Raw genomic sequence first — 19,374 nt, 5'->3', positions numbered from 1 at the left:
GGCAGCAAGAAACACCCCGCGCTGGAACCTGCGCCGGGTCTGTATGTATTGGAGTGAAGCAAAACTAAATCCTCTCCCGGAACGGGGAGGTGGCAGCCCGTCAGGGCTGACGGAGGGGAAGCGTCCAGGCGCGTCGCCTTGAGCTTTGAGCAACACCGCTTCCCCTCCACCACTTCGTGGTCCCCCTCCCCGGATCGGGGAGGATTTAACTAAGATACTACCTCAACCGACAGGAGCCATCCTTGGCCAGCAAACCCAAGCCCACCGTCCCTTCGGGCCCCGAGATCACCATGGAGGTGGTCGATGGACGCACTCTGCGCGTGGCGCGGTGGCGTTTCAACGAGGGGCTGACCAAGCCGCCTTTGCTGTTCTTCAACGGCATCGGCGCGAACATGGAGGCGGTCGCGCCCTTCGCCGAGATGATGGAGGAACGCCCGTTCATCACCTTCGACATGCCCGGTGTCGGCGGGTCGCCCGATCCGAAGGTGCCGTACAACGCGTTCCTGATGGCGCGCTGCGCCTGGCTGCTGCTCCAGCAGTTCGAGATCGAGACGGTTGATGTCATGGGCGTGAGTTGGGGCGGCGCGATGGCACAGCATTTTGCGCTCCAGCACTCTGGCAGCGTTAACCGGCTGGTGCTCGCGGCGACCACCGCAGGCATGTTCATGGTGCCCGGCAACATATCCGCCCTCAGCAAGATGGCCGATCCGCGCCGCTATATCGATCCCAGCTATATGGAGAAACACTTCGCCACGCTCTACGGCGGATCGACCACGGGTGCGACCGGCCACACCGGCCGCATCACCGCGCCGTCGAAGACCGGCTATTTCTACCAATTGCTCGCGATGATCGGCTGGACCAGCGCGCCCTTCCTGCCCTTCATGAGCAAGCCGACGCTGATCCTGATGGGCGGCGACGACCAGATTGTGCCGGTGATCAACGGCCAGATCCTCAAGACCCTGATCCGCAATTCGCAGCTCCAGATCATCGAGGATGGCGGGCATCTGTTCATGCTCAGCCATCTCGACGAGAGTCTTGAAGCGATCCGTGGGCATCTGGATGCGGAGGAGGGTTAAAGCCCCTCCCCCGTCACCCCCGCGAAGGCGGGGGTCCCGCTTCCTCGAACATCGTCAGCGTAAAAGCGGGATTCCCGCCTTCGCGGGAATGACGATTGAGTAGGTGTAAAGCCCTACCCCGCCTTCACCTTCTGGCGATAGGCGTGCAGCAGCGGCTCGGTGTAGCCGCTGGGCTGCTCGACCCCCTTGAACACCAGATCGCGCGCCGCCTGGAAGGCGATCGAGCCTTCGGGGTCGCTCGCCATCGGGTGATAGAGCGGATCGCCCGCGTTCTGCGCGTCGACCTTCGCCGCCATCCGCAGCAGCGCGGCATCGACCTCGTCCGCGGTGCACACGCCATGCAGCAGCCAGTTGGCCAGCGCCTGGCTCGAAATGCGCAGCGTCGCGCGGTCTTCCATCAGCCCGACGTCGTGGATATCGGGCACCTTCGAGCAGCCGATCCCCTGGTCGACCCAGCGCACGACATAGCCCAGGATCCCCTGCGCATTGTTGTCGAGCTCAGCGCGGATGTCGTCGGGCGACCAGTTCTGCCCGGCGGCGAGCGGGATGCTGAGCAGCGGGTCGAGATTCGGGACCGTCTGCGCGGCGATCTCGGCGCGGCGCGCGAACACGTCGACCTTGTGATAGTGCATCGCGTGCAGCGTCGCAGCGGTGGGTGACGGCACCCAGGCGGTATTGGCGCCGGTCAGCGGGTGGCCGATCTTCTGTTCCATCATGTCGGCCATCATGTCAGGCGCGGCCCACATGCCCTTGCCGATCTGCGCCTTGCCATCGAGCCCGCATTTGAGCCCGATGCCGACGTTGCGCGCCTCGTACGACTTGATCCAGTCCGAGGTCTTCATGTCGCCTTTGCGCACCATCGGGCCGGCCTGCATCGAAGTGTGGATCTCGTCGCCGGTGCGATCCAAAAAGCCGGTGTTGATGAAGACAATGCGGTCGCGGACGGCATGGATGCACGCGGCAAGGTTGGCCGACGTGCGGCGTTCCTCGTCCATCACGCCGACCTTGATCGTGTGGCGCGCAAGGCCGAGCATGTCCTCGACCGCATCGAACAGGTCGTTGGTGAAGCCGCACTCTTCGGGCCCGTGCATCTTGGGCTTGACGATGTAGATCGATCCCGCGCGGCTGTTGCGGTAGCGGCCCAGCTGCTTGATGTCGTGGCACCCGATTGCGCTGGTGAACACCGCATCGAGGATGCCCTCGGGCGCTTCGCTGCCATCGGCGAGCAGCACCGCCGGGTTGGTCATCAGATGGCCGACATTGCGCACGAACAGCACGCTGCGGCCCGGCAGAGTGAACGCGGTGCCATCGGGCGCGGTGTAATCGCGGTCAGGCTCGAGCGCGCGCGTGAGCGTCTTGCCGCCCTTGGGGAAGCTTGCTTCCAGATCGCCGCGCATCAACCCCAGCCAGTTGGTGTACGCCAGGATCTTGTCCTCGGCATCGACCGCCGCGACCGAATCTTCCATGTCGACGATGGTGGTCAGCGCAGCTTCGAGCAGCACATCGGCGATGCCCGCCTTGTCATCCTTGCCGATCGGGCTGGCGGGATCGATCACGATCTCGATGTGCAGGCCGTTGTGGCGCAGCAGCAGGTTGGCGCCGTTGGTGCCGACAAGCTGTTCGGGATCGGCGAGCGCGGGCGTGCCCCCGGCAAAGTCCGCCCAGCTGCCATCTGCGAGCGGCACCGACTGATCCAGAAACGCCTTGGCCGCCTTGACCACTGCAGCGCCGCGCACCGCATCATAGCCGCCGGGCTGCGCAGGCGCGGCATCGAGCGCGTCGGTGCCGTAATAGGCGTCGTACAGGCTGCCCCAGCGCGAATTGGCGGCATTGAGCACGAAGCGGTCGTTGAGCGAGGGCACGACCAGCTGCGGCCCCGCCATCGTCGCGATTTCGGGGTCGACATTGGTGGTGCCGATGGCGAACGGCTGCGGCTCGGTCACCAGATAGCCGATGTCGTACAGGAAGGTGCGATATTCCATCGCGTTCATGGGCTGGCCCTTGCGGGCGCGGTGCCAGTCGTCGATCTTGGCCTGGAGCTCTTCGCGCTTTTCGAGCAGCTCGCGGTTGACCGGCGCAAACCGCTCGAGCAGCGCGGCGAAGTCCGCCCAGAAACGGTCCGCGTCGAGCGCCAGCGGGGCCAGCACCGAATCGGTGATAAAGCCATGCAGCGCAGAATCGATGCTGATGCCGTTGCTCTGGATATAGTCGCTCATTCCGGGTCCTCTTTGGTTGAAAGCGTCATCCCTGACCGCAGCGCGCAGGGAGATTTCAGACTTTTCCGGGGAGGAATGGCGCACCGGCTATGGCAACGCAAGGTGTCAAAGTAAATCGGCTTTTCCCGCAACGGGTGGCGGTGTGCGACCAACCGAGCTATGCACGGCGGATGACGACCAGCCTTGCCAGTCTGACCGCATCCGAACGCGGTGTGCTTGATACCATCGACCAATCCGCGATGCTGCAGCAGGTGGAAACCTGGGCGAGGATCAACAGCGGATCGGGCAATCTGGCAGGCTTGGCACAGACGGCGCAGTTGCTTGCCGATGCCTTCGCGGCCCTTCCCGGAGAGGCGCGGCTGATCGATCCGACGCAGGTCGAGGCCGTTCGGACCGACGGCAGCGTCGACGCCATCCAGCGCGGCCAGCATCTGGTGGTGACCGTTCGCCCCGAAGCGCCGCTGCGGCTGTTGCTCACCGGGCATATGGACACCGTGTTTCCTGCCGATAGCGCCTTCCAGAGCCTGACCTGGCTCGAGCCGGGGGTGTTGAACGGCCCCGGTGTTGCCGACATGAAAGGCGGCATCGCGGTGATGCTGGCGGCGCTCAAGGCGGTCGAGGCGTCGCCGCTCGCAGCCAGCATCGGCTATGACGTGATGATCAACAGCGACGAGGAGGTCGGATCGGGCTCTTCCGCTGCGCTGATCGCACAGCTGGCCAATGGCAAGGCCGCGGCGCTGACCTACGAACCCGCGCTGCCCGATGGCACGCTGGCGGGCGAGCGCGGCGGCTCGGGCAATTTCTCGATCATCGTCACCGGCCGCTCGGCGCATGCCGGGCGCAATCCGCAGGACGGGCGCAACGCACTGGTCGCGGCCGCCGACCTGGCGGTGCGGCTCAAGGCGCTGACCCGCGACGGGCTTTCGGTGAACCCGGCCAGGATCGACGGTGGCAGCGCCAACAACGTGGTGCCCGATCATGCGATACTGCGCGTCAACTTCCGTCCGCAAAGCCTTGCAATGCAGGCATTCGCCGATGAAGAGCTGAAGCGCCTGTGCGACACCATCGCACACGAGCACGACCTTTCGGTCCATACCCATGGCAGCTTCGGTCGCCCGCCCAAGCCGATCGATCCGGGCGCGCAAAAGCTGTTCGGGCTGGTCAAGGATTGCGGCGCGGCCCTGGGGCTCGAGATCGGCTGGCGCGGCACCGGCGGGGTGTGCGATGGCAACAACATCGCAGCCTGCGGCGTGCCCGTGGTCGATACCATGGGGGTGCGCGGCGGCGCGATCCATAGCGCCGACGAGTTCCTGATCACCGACAGCCTCGCCGAACGCGCACGGCTGTCGGCGCTCACCATCATGCGGCTGGCCGAAAAGAGGGGTTTATGAGCTTTGTCATTCGGGCGGCGACGCCCGACGATCTGCAGCCGATCTACGAGATGGCCAAGCTTACCGGCGGCGGTTTCACCAACCTGCCCGCCGACCGCAAGTCGCTCGAATCCAAGATCACGCGCTCGACCGAGGCCTTTGCCCGCACCGACGACAGCATCGACGACGAACTGTTCGTGCTGGTGCTGGAAAACACCGAGACACGCGAGATCCGCGGCACCTGCCAGCTGCTCACCCGTGTCGGGCAGAAATGGCCTTTCTATTCCTATCGGCTGAGCACGCTGACCCAACACAGCGCCGAACTGGGCCAGACCTTTCGCGCCGAAATCCTGAGCCTGGTGACCGATCTTGAGGGATCGTGTGAAGTCGGCGGACTGTTCCTGCATCCGGGCGAGCGCGCGGGCGGCCTCGGCCTGTTGCTCGCGCGCAGCCGCTATCTGTTCATCGCCATGCACCGCAAGCGCTTTACCGACCGCATCCTCGCCGAGTTGCGCGGCGTGATCGACGAGGCGGGCGATTCGCCGTTCTGGGACAGCATCGCCGGGCGCTTTTTCGGCATGAGCTTCGACGAAGCCGACACCTTCAATGCCCTGCGCGGCAACCAGTTCATCGCCGATCTGATGCCCAAGCACCCGGTCTATGTCGCGATGCTGTCCGATGCCGCGCGCCATGTGCTGGGACGCCCCAATGTCAGCGGCCGCGCGGCGATGCGGATGCTGGAGAACGAAGGCTTTGCGTATGAGAACTACGTCGACATCTTCGATGGCGGTCCCACGATGATGGCCCGCACCGATCATGTGCACTCGATCCGCAACTCGCGCGATGCGGTGCTCGGCAAAACGGCGGATGGTGGAACGCTGTCGCTGGTGGCATCCGGCAGGCTGGCGGACTTCCGCTGCGCGTATGGCCATGTGGGCGATGACGGCGACACCGTGGCGATCGATGCGAAGGCTGCAGGACTGCTGGGGGTAGGTGCGGGCGATGCCGTGCGCTGGATCGAGCGGTGATGTGACGCCAGACCTTCTCCCCTTGAGGGAGAAGGATACGAAGCCTTGGCGACGCAGTCGCCTAGGCGCAGTTGGATGAGGGGTGAGCGGCGGAGCGCCACCCAGGCGTTGCTGCCCCCTCTCCCAGCTCCGACTAGGCAGCAAGCTGCCAAGTCTGCGCAACCCTCCCCCTCGGAGGGGAGAGGGAAGAAACGGAAAGAACCTATGTTGACCGAAATCAACTTCGACGGGATCATCGGACCCAGTCACAATTACGCAGGGCTGAGCCTCGGCAACATCGCGTCGGCGAGCAACGCCGGGGCGGTCAGCGAGCCGCGCGCGGCGGCGCTGCAAGGCATCGCGAAGATGCGCGCGAATATCGCGCTGGGCCTGCCGCAGGGTTTCTTCGTGCCGCTCGACCGGCCCAACACCGGCTGGCTGGAAAGCCTGGGCTGCGATCTCGCCAGCGCTGAGCCGCATATCCGGGCCGCGGCCTACTCTGCGTCCGCGATGTGGGCCGCCAACGCTGCGACCGTCTCCCCTGCCCCCGACACCGCCGATGGCCGCTGTCACCTGACCGTCGCCAATCTGGTCACGATGCCGCACCGCAGCCATGAATGGACCGGCACGCTGGCGCAGCTTCGCCTCGCCTTTGCCGACGAGCGCCATTTCGCGGTGCACGGCCCCGTCCCTGCCCCGTACGGCGATGAAGGCGCGGCGAACCATATGCGGCTGTGCGACGGTCATGGCAGCGCTGGCGTCGAGATCTTCGTCTATGGCAAGACCGGCGGGCCCTTCCCCGCGCGCCAGCATGTCGAGGCGGGCAAGGCGATCGCGCGGCGGCACGGCCTTGCACCCGACGCCACATTGTTGATCCAGCAGAGTGAAACCGCGATTGCCGCCGGTGCCTTCCACAATGATGTCGTCGCGGTCGCCAACGAGACCGTGCTGTTCACGCATGAACAGGCGTTCGAGGACCGCACCAGCGCCTATGCCGCGATCCGCGCCGCGTTTCCGCAGGTTCAGATCGTCGAGGTGCCCGCAAGTTCGGTGTCGCTCGCCGACGCGATCAAGAGCTATTTGTTCAACGCGCAACTCGTCACTCTGCCCGAGGGCGGGCACGCCTTGGTGCTGCCGAGCGAATCGCAGGAGGTTACAGCGGTATGGCAGTGGCTCGAGGCGATGGTCGCGGGCAATGGTCCGATCCGGCGGCTGGTAGCGGTCAACGTCCGCCAGTCGATGGCCAATGGCGGTGGTCCGGCATGCCTGAGACTGCGGGTGGTAGCCGACCCGGCGACCATCGATCCTCGGTTCATCGCGACGCCGGAGAGTCTCGACCGCATCGAACGGGTGATTGCAGCGCACTGGCCCGAGCGCATCGCGCCTGCAGATCTGGCCGATCCCCGTTTTGCAGACGCCGTTCGGACGGCGCGCGCTGCGCTGCTGGACGCGCTGGATCTGGGCAAACTCGCCTGACCTGTCGGTGGGCTTTACACATTAACCCGATCTTTACCCTGAGAAGCCCGGGAATACCGGGATTGGCACGGGGCTTGCGGACAGAAATGCATGTTTGAGAAAATCCGGCGCCTGTTCGTGATCAAGACCAAATTCGAGGTGTATCTGATCACCTACGCATTGGCGCTCGGCGCCTGCGAACGGGGCAAGCTCTATCTCGATCAGTATCCCGGATATGGCGGCTGGCTGCTGTTCGTCGCCTGCACCGGCGCGGTGTTCATGGCCGGTGCGAAGATGCTCGACGCGATCGACTACCAGCAGGCCTATGGCCCCGACTGACGCTGTTGCAGGAAAGGAATGGTGGAGAGCTTCTGTTGCCCGGTGCTCTCCAAACCGCTGAACTCCGCTTCTGTTGCCCGGTGGGTTCAACCGCGCTCTTGCTAGATAGTTCTTGGCCGTTAGGCCGCTGAATTATGCAGCGAGAGCGAGTGCGTCATTGTCATTGGCACTTATCGTGTTTGAGCCTTATACGGGTTACTCAGCCCGGATGAAAACAACGTCTTTCAACACACGTCGATCCTAGTTCGGCCCCGTCAAAAGCCCCGATTTCTCGGGGTTCATGGTGGAGCCGCCGGGTACCGCCCCCGGGTCCGCTGTGCCTATTGCACGCCGCAGTTTATCATCATAGCCGGACGAGCCGGCAGGGATGTATATAGCGATGGATTGCTGAATGGGAAGTGAGTGTGGCTATTTAATCCTCCCCGGAACGGGGAGGGGGACCGCGAAGCGGTGGAGGGGAAGCGGAATTGTGCTTCCCTTGGAGAGCACACTCAGCCGCTGCCCCTCCACCACCCGCTATGCGGGCGGTCCCCCTCCCCTTTCAGGGGAGGATTTGGCGTAAACTCACTTCTTCAGCAGGTCGCGGATTTCGGCGAGCAGTTCGACCTCGCTGGGGCCTGCAGGCGCACCGGGCTCGTCGGGTTTCTTGAACAGCTTGTTGGCCTGCCGCACCATCAGGAAGATGATGAATGCCAGGATCAGGAAGTTGATCACCACGGTGATGAACTGGCCATAACCGAGCAGCGCGACACCCGCTTCCTTGAGTTCGGCATAATTGTCGAGCGACCCGGTATAGCCTTCGGGCACCGGCCCCAACATGATGAAATAGCTCGAGAAATCAGCGCCGCCGAAAATCGCGCCGACCAGAGGCATGATGATGTCCTGGGTCAGCGAGGTGGTGATGGTGGCGAACGCCCCGCCGATGATCACCGCCACCGCCAGATCGAGCACATTCCCCCGCGCGATAAACGCCTTGAACTCTGCGAACACGTGTTTCCCCTTTTGCTGCCAAGATATCACCCTATAATCGCAAGTGACGTGAAGATGTCGAGCGCTTTGCTGGTGGGCCATGTAAAACATGGTCTTGCAGAGTTGCCGTGTTAACACGATATAACGCCTGTGCGTTATCAACTGGAGGGACCCCTTTTATGCGTATCACCCGCTATGCCGTTCTGGCGCTGGCCACGCTTTCGCTCGCCGCCTGCGGCATCAACTCGGTCCCGACGGCCGAGGAAAACGCCAAAGCCAAATGGGGCGATGTCGAAAACCAGTATCAACGCCGCGCCGATCTGGTGCCCAATCTGGTCTCGACGGTGAAGGCCGGTGCGGCCTCCGAAGAACGCATCCTGACGCAGGTCACGCAGGCGCGCGCCGCCGCGACCTCGATCAACATCACCACCGACGATCTGTCCGATCCCGAAACCTTCGAGAAGTTCAGCCAGGCGCAGAACCAGCTCACCCAGGCATTGGGCCAGCTGCGCACCGTGGTCGAAGCCTATCCGCAGCTGCAAAGCCAGCAGAACTACACCGTGCTGATGAGCCAGCTCGAAGGCACCGAGAACCGCATCGCGGTCGCCCGGCGCGATTACAACGAGGCGGTGCGGCAGTATAACACCACCATCCGCACCTTCCCTGACTCGATCGGCGCGAATCTGATCCACGGTGCCAAGCCGCTGGTTCCGTTCAAGGCGACGACGCAAGGCGCCGAGGAAGCGCCGAAGGTCGATTTCGGCACGTGATCGCCCGCGCAGCCTTCGGGCGCCTGGGACAGGCATGGATGCTGGCGCTGCTGTGTATCGCAGCAGCGTCCAGTGCGCCCGCGCTCGCCCAGACTTATCCAAAGCTGACAGGCCGCGTCGTCGATAGCGCCAATCTGCTCAATCCAGCGCAGGAAGCAGCGCTGACCGCAAAGCTGGAAGCGCTGGAGAAGCAGTCGACGCGGCAGGTGGTGGTCGTCACCCTGCCCGATCTGCAGGGCTATGAGATCGAGGAATATGGCTATCAGCTCGGCCGCGAATGGGGAATCGGCCAGGCCGCCAATGGCGATGCCGAAAAGGACAACGGCGCACTGCTGATCGTCGCGCCCACCGAGCGCAAGGTTCGGATCGAGGTCGGCTACGGCCTTGAGGGCATTCTCACCGATGCGCTCTCCAGCGTCATCATCCAGCAGGACATCCTGCCGCGGTTTCGCGACAACGATTATCCCGGCGGCATCGCCGCGGGCACCGATGCGATCGTCACCCAGCTGACCCTGCCCGACGATGAGGCACGCGCCTTTGCGTCCGAAGTCGAGCAGGAGGCGCGTGCCAGCAAGGGCGGCGGCGGCATCGGGCTGTTCCTGTTCTGGGGCGCGATCATCCTGTTCTTCTTCATCATCCCCGCGCTCAGCAGCGCTGGCAAGGGACGGCGCTATGGCCGCTCGGGTGTCGGTGACGTCGTGACCTGGGGCCTGTTGCTAGGCCAAGCCATGAACAACGGACGCGGCGGCGGTGGCGGCGGGTTCGGCGGCGGCGGCTTCGGAGGCGGCGGCTTTGGCGGCGGTGGCGGCGGCTTCGGCGGCGGCGGATCGTCGGGAGGCTGGTGAGCATCATGAGCAAGGTTGAAACCGTATCCGCCGACGACCATTGCATCGTCACCGATGCTGTCGCTGCGGCCGAAAAACACACCGATGGCGAGATCGTCACGGTGATCGCGGGCCAGTCCGACGGTTATCGCGAAACGCCGATCTATTGGGCGGTGGCGGCGATGTTTTTCGTTCTCGCGTGCATCGCGGTCTTCCCCGCCTGGTTCGAAGGCTGGCTCAGCGTCTTCACCGGGGGCTGGGTGCATGCCTATACCCCCGGCGAATATCTGACGATCATCATGCTGCTGCTCGCGGTCACGTTCGGCGCGGTGCATCTGGTCGTGGCGTGGAAACCGATCCGGCTCGCGCTGACCCCGCCCGCGATCAAGCGCATCCGGTCGCGCGCACGCGCGATCAGCCTGTTCCGGGTGAGTGCCGAGAAGCGCACGATGGGGCTCACCGGGGTGCTGATCTATCTCTCGATGGCCGAACACCGCGCCGAGATCGTCGCCGACAGCGCGATCGCCGCCAAGGTCAGCCCCGATGTCTGGGGCGAGGCGATGGCCGACATGATCGTCGAACTGCGCGCCGGGCGACCCGGCGAAGGCATGGCGGCAGCGGTGCGCGACGTCGGCAAGGTGCTCGCCGAGCACTTCCCCAAGACCACCGACAACCCCAACGAACTGCCCGACAGGCTGATCGAGCTTTGATGATTGCGCGCCTTTGCAGTCGCCACTTTTCCGTCACCCCCGCGCACGCGGGGGTCCCGCTTCTGCTCACCGACGGCGCAAAAGCGGGATTCCCGCGTTCGCGGGAATGACGAGGCGTAGCGTATGACGGAAACTCCCATGACCGACCCCGAGCAGATCGTCTGGCAGGGTAAGTTCATAACCGCCAAGACGCGCGGCAAATGGGAATATGTCTCGCGCGCGCGCGGTATCAGCGCTGCGGTGATCCTGGCGGTGCACGATGGTGCGGTGATCCTGGTCGAGCAGTTTCGGGTGCCCCTGGGCCGCCCGTGCATCGAGCTGCCCGCCGGACTGATCGGCGATCATGCCAGCGGCGAGGCGCCCGAACTGGCGGCAGCGCGCGAGCTTGAGGAAGAAACCGGGTTTCGTGCAGGACGGATCGAGAACCTGGGCGAGTTCTATTCCTCACCCGGCATGGTGAGCGAAGCCTTCCACCTGATGCGCGCGCACGATCTGGTCCGCGTGCACGACGGCGGCGGGGTCGAGGGCGAGAACATCACCGTCCATGTTGTGCCTTTGGAGACGCTCGAGGGCTTTCTGGCCGACAAGCGCGCGCACGGGTGCGGCATGGACGTGAAGCTGCTGTTGCTGCTCGGCGCGCGGATGCTCGGCTGATCCGCAGACGGGCGGGTCTCAGCCCTTGCCCTTGGTCCTGTTCGTCCCGTCCTTGACCTTGTCCGCGACGAAATCGATGATCATCCCGGCAATGTCCTTGCCGGTGGCATTCTCGATCCCCTCGAGCCCTGGCGAGCTGTTCACCTCCATGATCACCGGGCCGTGATTGGAGCGCAGGATATCGACGCCAGCGACGTTCAATCCCATGACCCTGGCCGCGCGCACTGCGGTTGAACGTTCCTCGGGGGTGATCTTGACCGCCTTGGCGGTCCCGCCGCGGTGGAGGTTCGAGCGGAAATCGCCCTTGGCGCCGGTGCGCATCATCGATGCCACCACCTTGCCGCCGATCACGAAGATGCGGATGTCGCTGCCATCGGCTTCCTTGATGAACTCCTGCACCAGAATGTTGACGTTGGCGCCGCGAAACGCCTCGATCACCGATTTGGCGGATTTCTCGGTTTCGCCGAGCACCACGCCGATGCCCTGCGTGCCCTCGAGCAGCTTGATCACGACCGGCGCGCCACCGACGATCTTGAGCACCTCGTCGGTCTGCCGCGGGTCATGCGCAAAGGCGGTGACCGGCAGGCCCAGGCCATGCTTGGCGAAAATCTGCATCGAGCGGAGCTTGTCGCGCGAGCGGCCGATGGCGACGCTTTCGTTGAGCGACCACACGCCCATCATCTCGAACTGGCGGACCACCGCGAGGCCGTATTGGGTGATCGACGCGCCGATGCGGGGAATCACCGCATCGTACTTGGCCACGGGCTCGCCATGGTACTGCGCGCCGGGCCGGTGCGAGGTGATGTTCATCGTCACCCGCAACGTATTGAGGATATCGAGCTCGTGCCCGCGATCCCGCGCCGCCTCGCACAATCTGCGATGCGAATAGAGATTGGGGTTGCGCGCCAGCATGGCGATTTTCATGGAGTTATCCTTTGGGGAACAGGTGTCATCGGTCGGAGACTTCGGGTTGGCCAAGAGCCCATTTGCGCGCGCAATCGACGCGAAAGCCCCGCTTCAGCGCACGGCGACCGATCAATATGGGAAAATTCATGGTGTTGCGGTTGGCCAAGGTCATGTGCCCCTTCCAGCGCACGCTACCAAGCATCATCGTCGTTTCTATGACATAGCGTAGTTCAATCGCTCCATTCGAGCTTTTAATGCTGCGCTGCTCGACGCCGGGCGCGCGATATTTGCGCGCCGGCTCACCGCGATGCGCGCGAAACCAGAATTCGACGACCAACAGGCCGTCGATCATCAGCGGATTGACCCGCGTGGCATGGATGGAAGAGGTGGCCGCCCCCGTATCGATCTTGGCCTTGATCCGGCTCAGCCCCAGATCGGGCAGATCGACGCATTCGCACCAGCCGATATCGATCAGCTCCCGGCTAGCCTTGGTGGGTTTCGTTAGCCGGGGCATCGCTGCGCCCGTTAGCAGGCCGCGCGCGCGGCGCAAGAGGCTTGCGGCGAGCAGTTCGTCCTGCTCGCCGCGCCCGTCATCGGATCAGACTACGCCAAAAGCGAGCATGGCATCGGCGACCTTCTTGAAGCCCGCGATATTCGCGCCCTTCACGTAGTCGACATAGCCCTTGCCGTTGTCGCCATAGGTCAGGCAGCTGTTGTGGATGCCCATCATGATGTCCTTGAGCATCTGCTGGAGCTCGTCTTCCTTCCACGCGCGCCGCTCGGAATTCTGGCTCATCTCGAGCCCCGAAACCGCGACGCCGCCGGCGTTGGAGGCCTTGCCCGGCGCATAGAGGATCTTGGCATCCTTGAAGACATGGACACCATCCAGATCGGTCGGCATGTTGGCGCCTTCCGACACCGCAATGCAGCCGTTCTTGACCAGCAGCCGGGCATCGTCGCCGAGCAGCTCGTTCTGCGTCGCGCAGGGCAAAGCGACATCGCACGGCACGCCCCAGGGGGTCTTGCCTTCGTGGAAGGTCGCGCCCTTGAACTCGGCGACATATTCCTCGATCCGGCCACGGCGATGGGTCTTGTGTTCCTTGACCCAGTTGATCTTGTCCTGGCTGATGCCGTCGGGATCGTGGATGAACCCGCCCGAGTCCGACAGGGTCAGCACCTTGCCGCCCATCTGGACAATCTTCTCGGCCGCGTGGGTCGCGACATTGCCCGATCCGGAAATGACCGCGGTCTTGCCCACCAGATCGTCGCCCTTGTGCGCCAGCATGTTGGCGAGGAAATACACCGCGCCATAGCCGGTCGCCTCGGTGCGGATCAGCGAGCCGCCCCATTCCAGACCCTTGCCGGTCAGCACGCCGGTGAACTGGTTGGTGATGCGCTTGTACTGGCCGAACATATAGCCGATCTCGCGCCCGCCCACACCGATATCGCCTGCGGGCACATCGACGTCCGCGCCGATATGGCGGTACAGTTCGGTCATGAAGCTCTGGCAGAAGCGCATGATCTCGCGCACGCTCTTGCCCTTGGGGTTGAAGTTCGATCCGCCCTTGCCGCCGCCCATCGGCAGCCCGGTCAGCGCGTTCTTGAAGGTCTGCTCAAAGGCGAGAAACTTGAGCACCGATTCGTTGACCGAAGGGTGGAAGCGGATGCCGCCCTTATAGGGGCCGATGGCGTTGTTGTTCTGCACGCGCCAGCCACGCTGGACCCGGATGTTGCCGTTGTCGTCCTCCCAGCAGACGCGGAACGACACCACGCGATCAGGCTCGGCGATGCGCCGCAGGATCTGCTGCTCGTGATACTGGACCTTGTCGGCCATGAAATCGAAAATGTCTTCGGCAACTTCCTGAACCGCCTGACAGAACTCGGGCTGATGCGGATTGCGCTTCTTCACGCCTTCCATGAAAGTCGGCAAGTCTACGTGATCGGATACGGCCATGGGTGCCCCCTCATAAGGTTATGCTGCAAACTGCGCGACCCGGCCCGAGCGCAGCGAACTCTGTTGATTCGCCTGCGATCCGGAGCGGACTCTAACGCAATTTTCTAGGGGGCATAGTGCTATTTGGCACAGCGATCCGCGCTGTGCGGAGCCTCTCGCGCGACGGCAAACCACGGCTCACCGTCAGCCTGGATTCAGCGCCCGCCCTCATCGTCGTTACGCTCGCGAGCGGGCCGTGCAGCGGGCCTGGCTGCGGTAGGCGTCTTTGCTTTGGGAGGCGCAGCAACCGGCTTCTCGCTATCTGCATTCCCCGACGCGTCTTCATCAGGCTCGAGATCGGCGACCAGGCTGCCGACGCTGCCAGGACCTGCGGTCTCGCCCTCGCCTGCATCGGCCTCGGTGGCATCGTCTTCAACCGTGGGCGCCTCACCCTTGCCGCCACCGACCAAAGGCCCCAGCGCCATCGCAAGCCGCGAGGCCTGCGCGCCGATCACGCCGTCGACCGCAGTGGCCATGGCGTCCTGCGGCATCCGCATGAAGCCGCCCGCGACATAGTCGACGGTGAGCCTGGTCCCGCCCTTGATCGGCGCCAGGGCGATGGTCATGGTGCCAGTCATCGCCTCGCCCTGAAGCGGCCCAAGCGCCCCCGACATCCGCAGCAGTTTTCCCGGATCGACATAGAGGATCTGCATGTGCTGGACACTGCCCCGCAGCGTGCGCTGCGGCGCGCCGCTTTCGGTGGTCGCCTCGTTGGGGATCAGCTCACAAAAACAGCCACCCGCCTGCGCGTCCATATAGAGATTGTCCGCGCTGCCGGTCCAGGTGTGCTCCTTGTCCCACCATTTGGCCGGCGTCCGCAGCATCGCGAAGGCGGCCTCGGGATCGACCGATACGGTCACCGTGTGACTGACCGCAAAGCCGCTGCCGGACTGCGCGGTGACCTCGGCGTGGGCGGGGGTGGTGCTGACGAGAGCAACGGCCAGAACGGCAAAAGCGATACGCATGTGGAAGGTTCCCCATAATTTGGGAGCTATCCATGCCTACAACCAGGTGGTCCCGCAAGTCTGTCGACGCTGACGGTAGCTATCGCATCGTCTCCCCTACCGCTTGCGGGAGGGGTGGCCGAAGGCCGGGGTGGGCCTGCGCAAGGACTGAGGATCGTGCTCCCTGCCCACCCCGGTCCGGCAAGCCGGACCTGCCCCTCCCGCATGCGGGAGGGGAGATTCATCGAATTACGCGTCCAGAATGCCCGAGATGTCGCCTGCGACCGCATCCATGCTCGCCATGCCATCGACGCGCGACACGATTCCCCGCGCTTCGTAGATCGGCAGGATCGGCGCGGTCTTGGCGCGGTATTCCGCCATGCGGGTGCGCACGGTGTCCTCGTTGTCGTCGGGACGGCGCTTGAACTCGGTCGAGCCGCACTTGTTGCACACGCCCTCTTTGGCGGGCAGCTTGTAGCTGTCGTGATAGCCCTCGCCGCAATTGGCGCAGGTGAAGCGGCCGGTGATGCGATCGACCAGAGCATCCTCGTTCACACCCAGTTCGATGACATGGTGCAGGCTGCGGCCGCGCGCTTCGAGGATCTCGTCGAGCGACTCGGCTTGGGCAGCGGTGCGCGGATAGCCGTCGAAGATGATCCCGGTCTCGGGCGCCAGCTCGTCGAGTGCATCGCCGATGATCCCCGAGACGATCTCGTCGGACACCAGTTCGCCGGCTTCCATGACCGCCTTGGCTTTGAGCCCGATCGGCGTGCCGGCCTTGACCGCCGCGCGCAACATGTCGCCGGTGGAAAGCTGCTTCATGCCGCGTTCGTCAACCAGACGCTGCGCCTGCGTTCCCTTCCCGGCGCCTGGCGGGCCCAACAAAATGATATTCATGGACAGTCACATCCCCTTGGGGCCGGTTGCCCCGGCCCTTCCTATTCAGACTGGAGCGCTTAGCGCAAGCGGCCCTTCAGTTTCGCCTTCTTGATCAGATCGGCATATTGGTGCGCCAGCAGATGGCTCTGGATCTGGGTGATCGTATCGACGGTCACGTTCACGACGATCAGCAAGCTGGTACCGCCAAGGAAGAACAGCGGAATGCCGGTCTGCGCGATGACGTACTCGGGCAACACGCAGACGAAGGTCAGATAGGCTGCACCGACAACGGTGATGCGGGTGAGCACATAATCCAGATAGGTCGCGGTGTTCTTGCCGGGGCGGATGCCGGGGATGAACCCGCCATTCTTCTTGAGGTTCTCCGACGTCTCTTCCGGGTTGAACACCACGGCGGTGTAGAAGAAGCAGAAGAAGATGATGCCCAGCGCATACAGCGTCATATAGAGCGGCTGGCCGTGCTGCAGATACTGGTTGAGCGTCACCAGCATGCTGCCGGTGGTCGAGTTGGGGTCAGCCGAATTGCCAGCGAACTGCGAGATCGTCAGCGGCATCAGCAACAGCGACGAGGCGAAGATCGGCGGGATGACGCCTGCGGTGTTGATCTTGAGCGGAAGATGGCTGCGATCAGCCTGCATCACGCCGCGCTGGGTGGCGCGCTTGGGATACTGGATCAGAACCCGGCGCTGCGCACGCTCCATGAAGCAGATGAAGATCACGAGGCCGACGATCATCACCAGCAGGCCGACGATCAGGAACGGCGAGATCGAACCGGTGCGGCCGCCTTCGAACATCTGCGCGATGAACACCGGCATCTGGGCAACGATGCCCGCCATGATGATCAGCGAGATGCCGTTGCCGATGCCGCGTGCGGTGATCTGTTCGCCCAGCCACATCAGGAACATGGTGCCGCCGACGAGGCTGATCACCGCGCCGATGCGGAACATGATGCCGGGATCGACCACCGCCTGGATGCCGCTGGCACCGGCATAGGATTCAAGGCCGACGGCGATGAAATAGCCCTGCATGGCGGTCAGGAACACCGTGCCGTAGCGGGTATACTGGTTGAGTTTCTTGCGGCCCGATTCGCCTTCCTTCTTGATCGCGGCGAGCTGCGGCGACAGCGAAGCGGCGAGCTGCACGACGATCGAGGCGGTGATGTAGGGCATCACGCCGAGCGCGATCAGGCTCATGCGCTCGAGCGAACCGCCCGAGAAAGTATTGAAGATATCGAGCACGCCACCCTTGGTCTGCTCATACAGGGCAGCCAGCGCGGTGGGGTCGACGCCAGGAAGCGGCACATAGCTCAGCAGGCGGAAGATGATCAGCGCACCGATGGTGAACCAGATGCGGTTCTTCAGTTCGGTGGCCTGGCTGAACTTCGCCAGGCTGAAATTGCTTGCCAGATTGTCGGCCCGTGATGCCATGAACCCAAGTATCCCATAAAGCGGCCTGCCAGCGCATTCAAAGCGCGCGACCGGAAATCACATATGTGCGCGCTACGCCTCGCGCCTGCGCTTTACAAGCCCGCCGCAGCGATACCGACTTGCGGCGCCTCAAGCAAGACGCCCCGCGCTCACCATATCGGGAGGCGGGGCGTTCTTGACAAGCCGGATGGCCGTGTCAGGCTTTCTTTTCGTAGGGCGGCTTTACGTACTTGGGCCGCGGGAGGATGATATCCACCTTGCCGCCCAGCTTCTCGATCGCTTCGATCGCACCCTTGGATGCGCCGGCGACCGCAAAGCTGACCTTCGAAGTCAGTTCGCCCTTGGCCAGAACGCGCACGCCATCCTTGCCGCCGCGCGACAGGCCGGCAGCGCGAAGCGCCGCCTGATCGACAGTGCCATCGGTCGGCAGCTTGCCGGCGTCGATGAACTTCTGGATCATGCCCAGGTTGACGATGTCATAATCCTTGCCGAACGGGTTGTTGAACCCGCGCTTGGGAAGACGCATGTGGAGCGGCATCTGGCCGCCTTCAAATCCGGCAATCGAGACACCCGAACGGCTGGTCTGGCCCTTCTGGCCGCGTCCGCCGGTCTTGCCCTTGCCCGAGCCGATGCCGCGTCCAACGCGCATACGGCCCTTGCGGGCGCCATCATTGTCTCTGATTTCATTGAGTTTCATAAGTTGCACTCGCTTTCGCTTTGTTCGCGCTAATCCCGTTCTTTCCCCGCATGGGAAAGGTACAGGAGACTAAGAGCGTCGCCCCTAGCCGAAACAGAGAGGGGAATGCCAGCACAATTGTGCGCATTCCCCTCTCCTAACCCCCCTGCCCGTCGGCAAGGGAACATTTCATGTCAGTCGATCACCGTCACCATGTGGCGAACCTTCTGGAGCATGCCGCGAATTTCGGGCGTGTCCGTGTGTTCCGCAACGCGGTTCATCTTGTTGAGCCCAAGACCGATCAGGATCTTGCGCTGCGATTCAGGACGGCGGATCGGCGATCCGGTCTGCTTCAGCTTGATGGTTGCCATGTCGCTTTACTCCGTAATCGCAGCGGCTTCAGCCTCAGCGACAACAGCAGTGGCACCGCCACGGCCCAGCAGGTCGGCAATCTTCTTGCCACGACGCGCTGCCACCGACTTGGGGCTGGTCTGTTCGCCGAGCGCCTCGAAGGTCGCGCGGATCATGTTATAGGGGTTCGACGTTCCGTTGGACTTGGTCACAACGTCGGCCACACCCAGGCTTTCGAACACGGCGCGCATCGGACCACCGGCGATGATGCCGGTACCCTGCGGCGCGCTGCGCAGCGTCACCTTGCCCGCACCGAAATGGCCGGTGCCGTCATGGTGAAGCGTGCGGCCTTCCTTGAGCGGAACGCGGATCATCTTCTTCTTGGCGGCAGCAGTTGCCTTGCTGATCGCCTCGGGCACTTCGCGCGCCTTGCCATGGCCGAAGCCTGCACGACCCTGGCCGTCACCGACCACGACCAGTGCAGCAAAGCCGAAGCGCTTGCCGCCCTTGACGGTCTTCGACACACGGTTGATGTGCACCAGCTTTTCGATCAGCTCGTCGCCCTGGGGCTCGTCGCGCTTGTTGCGGTCGTCACGACGGCCACGGCCGCCCCCACGATCGTTGCCGCCACGCTCGTTGCCGCCACGGCCACGACCGCGACCGCCACGACCCTGACGTTCGCCCTGAGGCGCGCCATCGGCCGGTGCGCCGGTTGCTTCTGTGTTGTTCACTTCGTCAGCCATCGCTTAAAACTCCAGTCCGCCTTCGCGTGCGGCATCGGCCAGGGCCT

20 protein-coding genes and 1 other RNA gene are annotated in these 19,374 nt (G+C 63.9%); 9 read left to right on the top strand and 12 right to left on the bottom strand.

Annotated elements, in window-relative coordinates:
• The first annotated feature begins 242 nt into the window (after nucleotides 1-242).
• A complete protein-coding gene (locus tag QUV11_RS16140; RefSeq protein ID WP_300883910.1) occupies nucleotides 243-1,076 on the top strand; it encodes an alpha/beta fold hydrolase in 834 nt (277 codons plus the stop codon).
• A 113-nt stretch (nucleotides 1,077-1,189) separates the two neighbouring features.
• On the opposite strand, the gene QUV11_RS16135 is transcribed toward QUV11_RS16140, so the two are convergent.
• Nucleotides 1,190-3,292, bottom strand: a complete 2,103-nt coding sequence (locus QUV11_RS16135) for a malate synthase G (RefSeq protein WP_300883909.1) — start codon at nucleotides 3,290-3,292, stop codon at nucleotides 1,190-1,192.
• Between the two features lie 170 nt (nucleotides 3,293-3,462).
• Between QUV11_RS16135 and QUV11_RS16130 the strand changes: the two genes are divergently transcribed.
• From QUV11_RS16130 to QUV11_RS16115, 4 genes are all read left to right on the top strand, one after another.
• Nucleotides 3,463-4,683, top strand: a complete 1,221-nt coding sequence (locus QUV11_RS16130; protein WP_300883908.1) for a hydrolase — start codon at nucleotides 3,463-3,465, stop codon at nucleotides 4,681-4,683.
• Nucleotides 4,680-5,690, top strand: coding sequence for an arginine N-succinyltransferase (locus QUV11_RS16125; RefSeq protein WP_300883907.1), 1,011 nt, complete (start codon nucleotides 4,680-4,682; stop codon nucleotides 5,688-5,690). Before QUV11_RS16130 ends, QUV11_RS16125 begins: the two co-directional genes overlap by 4 nt.
• Before the next feature lie 204 nt (nucleotides 5,691-5,894).
• Nucleotides 5,895-7,145, top strand: coding sequence for an N-succinylarginine dihydrolase (locus tag QUV11_RS16120; RefSeq protein ID WP_300883906.1), 1,251 nt, complete (start codon nucleotides 5,895-5,897; stop codon nucleotides 7,143-7,145).
• 90 nt (nucleotides 7,146-7,235) lie between these two features.
• The gene (locus tag QUV11_RS16115) at nucleotides 7,236-7,463 is read left to right on the top strand and encodes a hypothetical protein (RefSeq protein WP_300883905.1); all 228 of its coding nucleotides are present in this window, start codon (nucleotides 7,236-7,238) and stop codon (nucleotides 7,461-7,463) included.
• A 20-nt stretch (nucleotides 7,464-7,483) separates the two neighbouring features.
• Here QUV11_RS16115 and ssrA read toward each other — a convergent pair.
• Nucleotides 7,484-7,865: a transfer-messenger RNA gene (gene ssrA, locus QUV11_RS16110) on the bottom strand.
• Between the two features lie 162 nt (nucleotides 7,866-8,027).
• Nucleotides 8,028-8,453 (bottom strand): large conductance mechanosensitive channel protein MscL, encoded by a 426-nt coding sequence (mscL, locus tag QUV11_RS16105; RefSeq protein WP_300883904.1) that lies wholly within the window; start codon nucleotides 8,451-8,453, stop codon nucleotides 8,028-8,030.
• A 158-nt stretch (nucleotides 8,454-8,611) separates the two neighbouring features.
• On the opposite strand from mscL, the gene QUV11_RS16100 reads away from it, so the two are divergent.
• The 4 genes from QUV11_RS16100 to QUV11_RS16085 all read left to right on the top strand — a co-directional run bounded on the left by QUV11_RS16100 (nucleotide 8,612) and on the right by QUV11_RS16085 (nucleotide 11,390).
• Nucleotides 8,612-9,202 carry a LemA family protein gene (locus tag QUV11_RS16100; protein WP_300883903.1) on the top strand — a complete coding sequence of 197 codons (591 nt, stop codon included), beginning with the start codon at nucleotides 8,612-8,614 and terminating at the stop codon, nucleotides 9,200-9,202.
• A 38-nt stretch (nucleotides 9,203-9,240) separates the two neighbouring features.
• A complete protein-coding gene (locus QUV11_RS16095; RefSeq protein WP_300883911.1) occupies nucleotides 9,241-10,047 on the top strand; it encodes a TPM domain-containing protein in 807 nt (268 codons plus the stop codon).
• A 5-nt stretch (nucleotides 10,048-10,052) separates the two neighbouring features.
• The gene (locus tag QUV11_RS16090) at nucleotides 10,053-10,736 is read left to right on the top strand and encodes a hypothetical protein (RefSeq protein ID WP_300883902.1); all 684 of its coding nucleotides are present in this window, start codon (nucleotides 10,053-10,055) and stop codon (nucleotides 10,734-10,736) included.
• 123 nt (nucleotides 10,737-10,859) lie between these two features.
• Nucleotides 10,860-11,390 carry an NUDIX hydrolase gene (locus QUV11_RS16085; protein WP_300883901.1) on the top strand — a complete coding sequence of 177 codons (531 nt, stop codon included), beginning with the start codon at nucleotides 10,860-10,862 and terminating at the stop codon, nucleotides 11,388-11,390.
• Nucleotides 11,391-11,408: 18 nt separating this feature from the next.
• Here QUV11_RS16085 and rimK read toward each other — a convergent pair whose 3' ends face one another.
• The 9 genes from rimK to rpsE all read right to left on the bottom strand — a co-directional run bounded on the left by rimK (nucleotide 11,409) and on the right by rpsE (nucleotide 19,327).
• Nucleotides 11,409-12,314, bottom strand: a complete 906-nt coding sequence (gene rimK / locus QUV11_RS16080; RefSeq protein ID WP_300883899.1) for a 30S ribosomal protein S6--L-glutamate ligase — start codon at nucleotides 12,312-12,314, stop codon at nucleotides 11,409-11,411.
• A 25-nt stretch (nucleotides 12,315-12,339) separates the two neighbouring features.
• Nucleotides 12,340-12,810 carry a RimK/LysX family protein gene (locus QUV11_RS16075; RefSeq protein ID WP_300883898.1) on the bottom strand — a complete coding sequence of 157 codons (471 nt, stop codon included), beginning with the start codon at nucleotides 12,808-12,810 and terminating at the stop codon, nucleotides 12,340-12,342.
• 84 nt (nucleotides 12,811-12,894) lie between these two features.
• Nucleotides 12,895-14,250 (bottom strand): NADP-specific glutamate dehydrogenase, encoded by a 1,356-nt coding sequence (gene gdhA, locus QUV11_RS16070; RefSeq protein WP_300883897.1) that lies wholly within the window; start codon nucleotides 14,248-14,250, stop codon nucleotides 12,895-12,897.
• 194 nt (nucleotides 14,251-14,444) lie between these two features.
• Nucleotides 14,445-15,254, bottom strand: coding sequence for an SRPBCC family protein (locus tag QUV11_RS16065; RefSeq protein ID WP_300883896.1), 810 nt, complete (start codon nucleotides 15,252-15,254; stop codon nucleotides 14,445-14,447).
• Between the two features lie 228 nt (nucleotides 15,255-15,482).
• Nucleotides 15,483-16,130, bottom strand: a complete 648-nt coding sequence (locus QUV11_RS16060) for an adenylate kinase (protein WP_300883895.1) — start codon at nucleotides 16,128-16,130, stop codon at nucleotides 15,483-15,485.
• A gap of 59 nt (nucleotides 16,131-16,189) precedes the next feature.
• Nucleotides 16,190-17,557, bottom strand: a complete 1,368-nt coding sequence (secY, locus tag QUV11_RS16055; RefSeq protein WP_300883894.1) for a preprotein translocase subunit SecY — start codon at nucleotides 17,555-17,557, stop codon at nucleotides 16,190-16,192.
• A 196-nt stretch (nucleotides 17,558-17,753) separates the two neighbouring features.
• A complete protein-coding gene (gene rplO, locus QUV11_RS16050; protein WP_300883893.1) occupies nucleotides 17,754-18,254 on the bottom strand; it encodes a 50S ribosomal protein L15 in 501 nt (166 codons plus the stop codon).
• A gap of 173 nt (nucleotides 18,255-18,427) precedes the next feature.
• A complete protein-coding gene (gene rpmD, locus QUV11_RS16045) occupies nucleotides 18,428-18,604 on the bottom strand; it encodes a 50S ribosomal protein L30 (RefSeq protein ID WP_300883892.1) in 177 nt (58 codons plus the stop codon).
• 6 nt (nucleotides 18,605-18,610) lie between these two features.
• On the bottom strand, nucleotides 18,611-19,327 hold the full coding sequence (gene rpsE / locus QUV11_RS16040; RefSeq protein ID WP_300883891.1) for a 30S ribosomal protein S5: 717 nt from the start codon (nucleotides 19,325-19,327) through the stop codon (nucleotides 18,611-18,613).
• Between the last annotated feature and the right edge of the window lie 47 nt (nucleotides 19,328-19,374).

Origin of the sequence: Blastomonas sp., from assembly GCF_030373265.1 — a bacterium.
GTDB lineage: Bacteria > Pseudomonadota > Alphaproteobacteria > Sphingomonadales > Sphingomonadaceae > Blastomonas.
Note: the sequence above shows the minus strand (reverse complement) of the source record. Positions and strands in the feature narration are given on the sequence as shown.

Bases quoted from the DNA above. Each gene is read 5' to 3' on its own strand.
- QUV11_RS16065 (WP_300883896.1), bottom strand. From the start codon at position 15,254: ATGCGTATCGCTTTTGCCGTTCTGGCCGTTGCTCTCGTCAGCACCACC.
- QUV11_RS16075 (WP_300883898.1), bottom strand. From the start codon at position 12,810: ATGCCCCGGCTAACGAAACCCACCAAGGCTAGCCGGGAGCTGATCGAT.
- QUV11_RS16135 (WP_300883909.1), bottom strand. From the start codon at position 3,292: ATGAGCGACTATATCCAGAGCAACGGCATCAGCATCGATTCTGCGCTG.
- QUV11_RS16120 (WP_300883906.1), top strand. From the start codon at position 5,895: ATGTTGACCGAAATCAACTTCGACGGGATCATCGGACCCAGTCACAAT.
- secY (WP_300883894.1), bottom strand. From the start codon at position 17,557: ATGGCATCACGGGCCGACAATCTGGCAAGCAATTTCAGCCTGGCGAAG.
- rimK (WP_300883899.1), bottom strand. From the start codon at position 12,314: ATGAAAATCGCCATGCTGGCGCGCAACCCCAATCTCTATTCGCATCGC.
- rpmD (WP_300883892.1), bottom strand. From the start codon at position 18,604: ATGGCAACCATCAAGCTGAAGCAGACCGGATCGCCGATCCGCCGTCCT.
- rplO (WP_300883893.1), bottom strand. From the start codon at position 18,254: ATGAAACTCAATGAAATCAGAGACAATGATGGCGCCCGCAAGGGCCGT.
- QUV11_RS16130 (WP_300883908.1), top strand. From the start codon at position 3,463: ATGACGACCAGCCTTGCCAGTCTGACCGCATCCGAACGCGGTGTGCTT.
- QUV11_RS16090 (WP_300883902.1), top strand. From the start codon at position 10,053: ATGAGCAAGGTTGAAACCGTATCCGCCGACGACCATTGCATCGTCACC.
- QUV11_RS16060 (WP_300883895.1), bottom strand. From the start codon at position 16,130: ATGAATATCATTTTGTTGGGCCCGCCAGGCGCCGGGAAGGGAACGCAG.
- gdhA (WP_300883897.1), bottom strand. From the start codon at position 14,250: ATGGCCGTATCCGATCACGTAGACTTGCCGACTTTCATGGAAGGCGTG.
- rpsE (WP_300883891.1), bottom strand. From the start codon at position 19,327: ATGGCTGACGAAGTGAACAACACAGAAGCAACCGGCGCACCGGCCGAT.
- QUV11_RS16085 (WP_300883901.1), top strand. From the start codon at position 10,860: ATGACGGAAACTCCCATGACCGACCCCGAGCAGATCGTCTGGCAGGGT.
- QUV11_RS16100 (WP_300883903.1), top strand. From the start codon at position 8,612: ATGCGTATCACCCGCTATGCCGTTCTGGCGCTGGCCACGCTTTCGCTC.
- QUV11_RS16095 (WP_300883911.1), top strand. From the start codon at position 9,241: ATGCTGGCGCTGCTGTGTATCGCAGCAGCGTCCAGTGCGCCCGCGCTC.
- QUV11_RS16125 (WP_300883907.1), top strand. From the start codon at position 4,680: ATGAGCTTTGTCATTCGGGCGGCGACGCCCGACGATCTGCAGCCGATC.
- QUV11_RS16115 (WP_300883905.1), top strand. From the start codon at position 7,236: ATGTTTGAGAAAATCCGGCGCCTGTTCGTGATCAAGACCAAATTCGAG.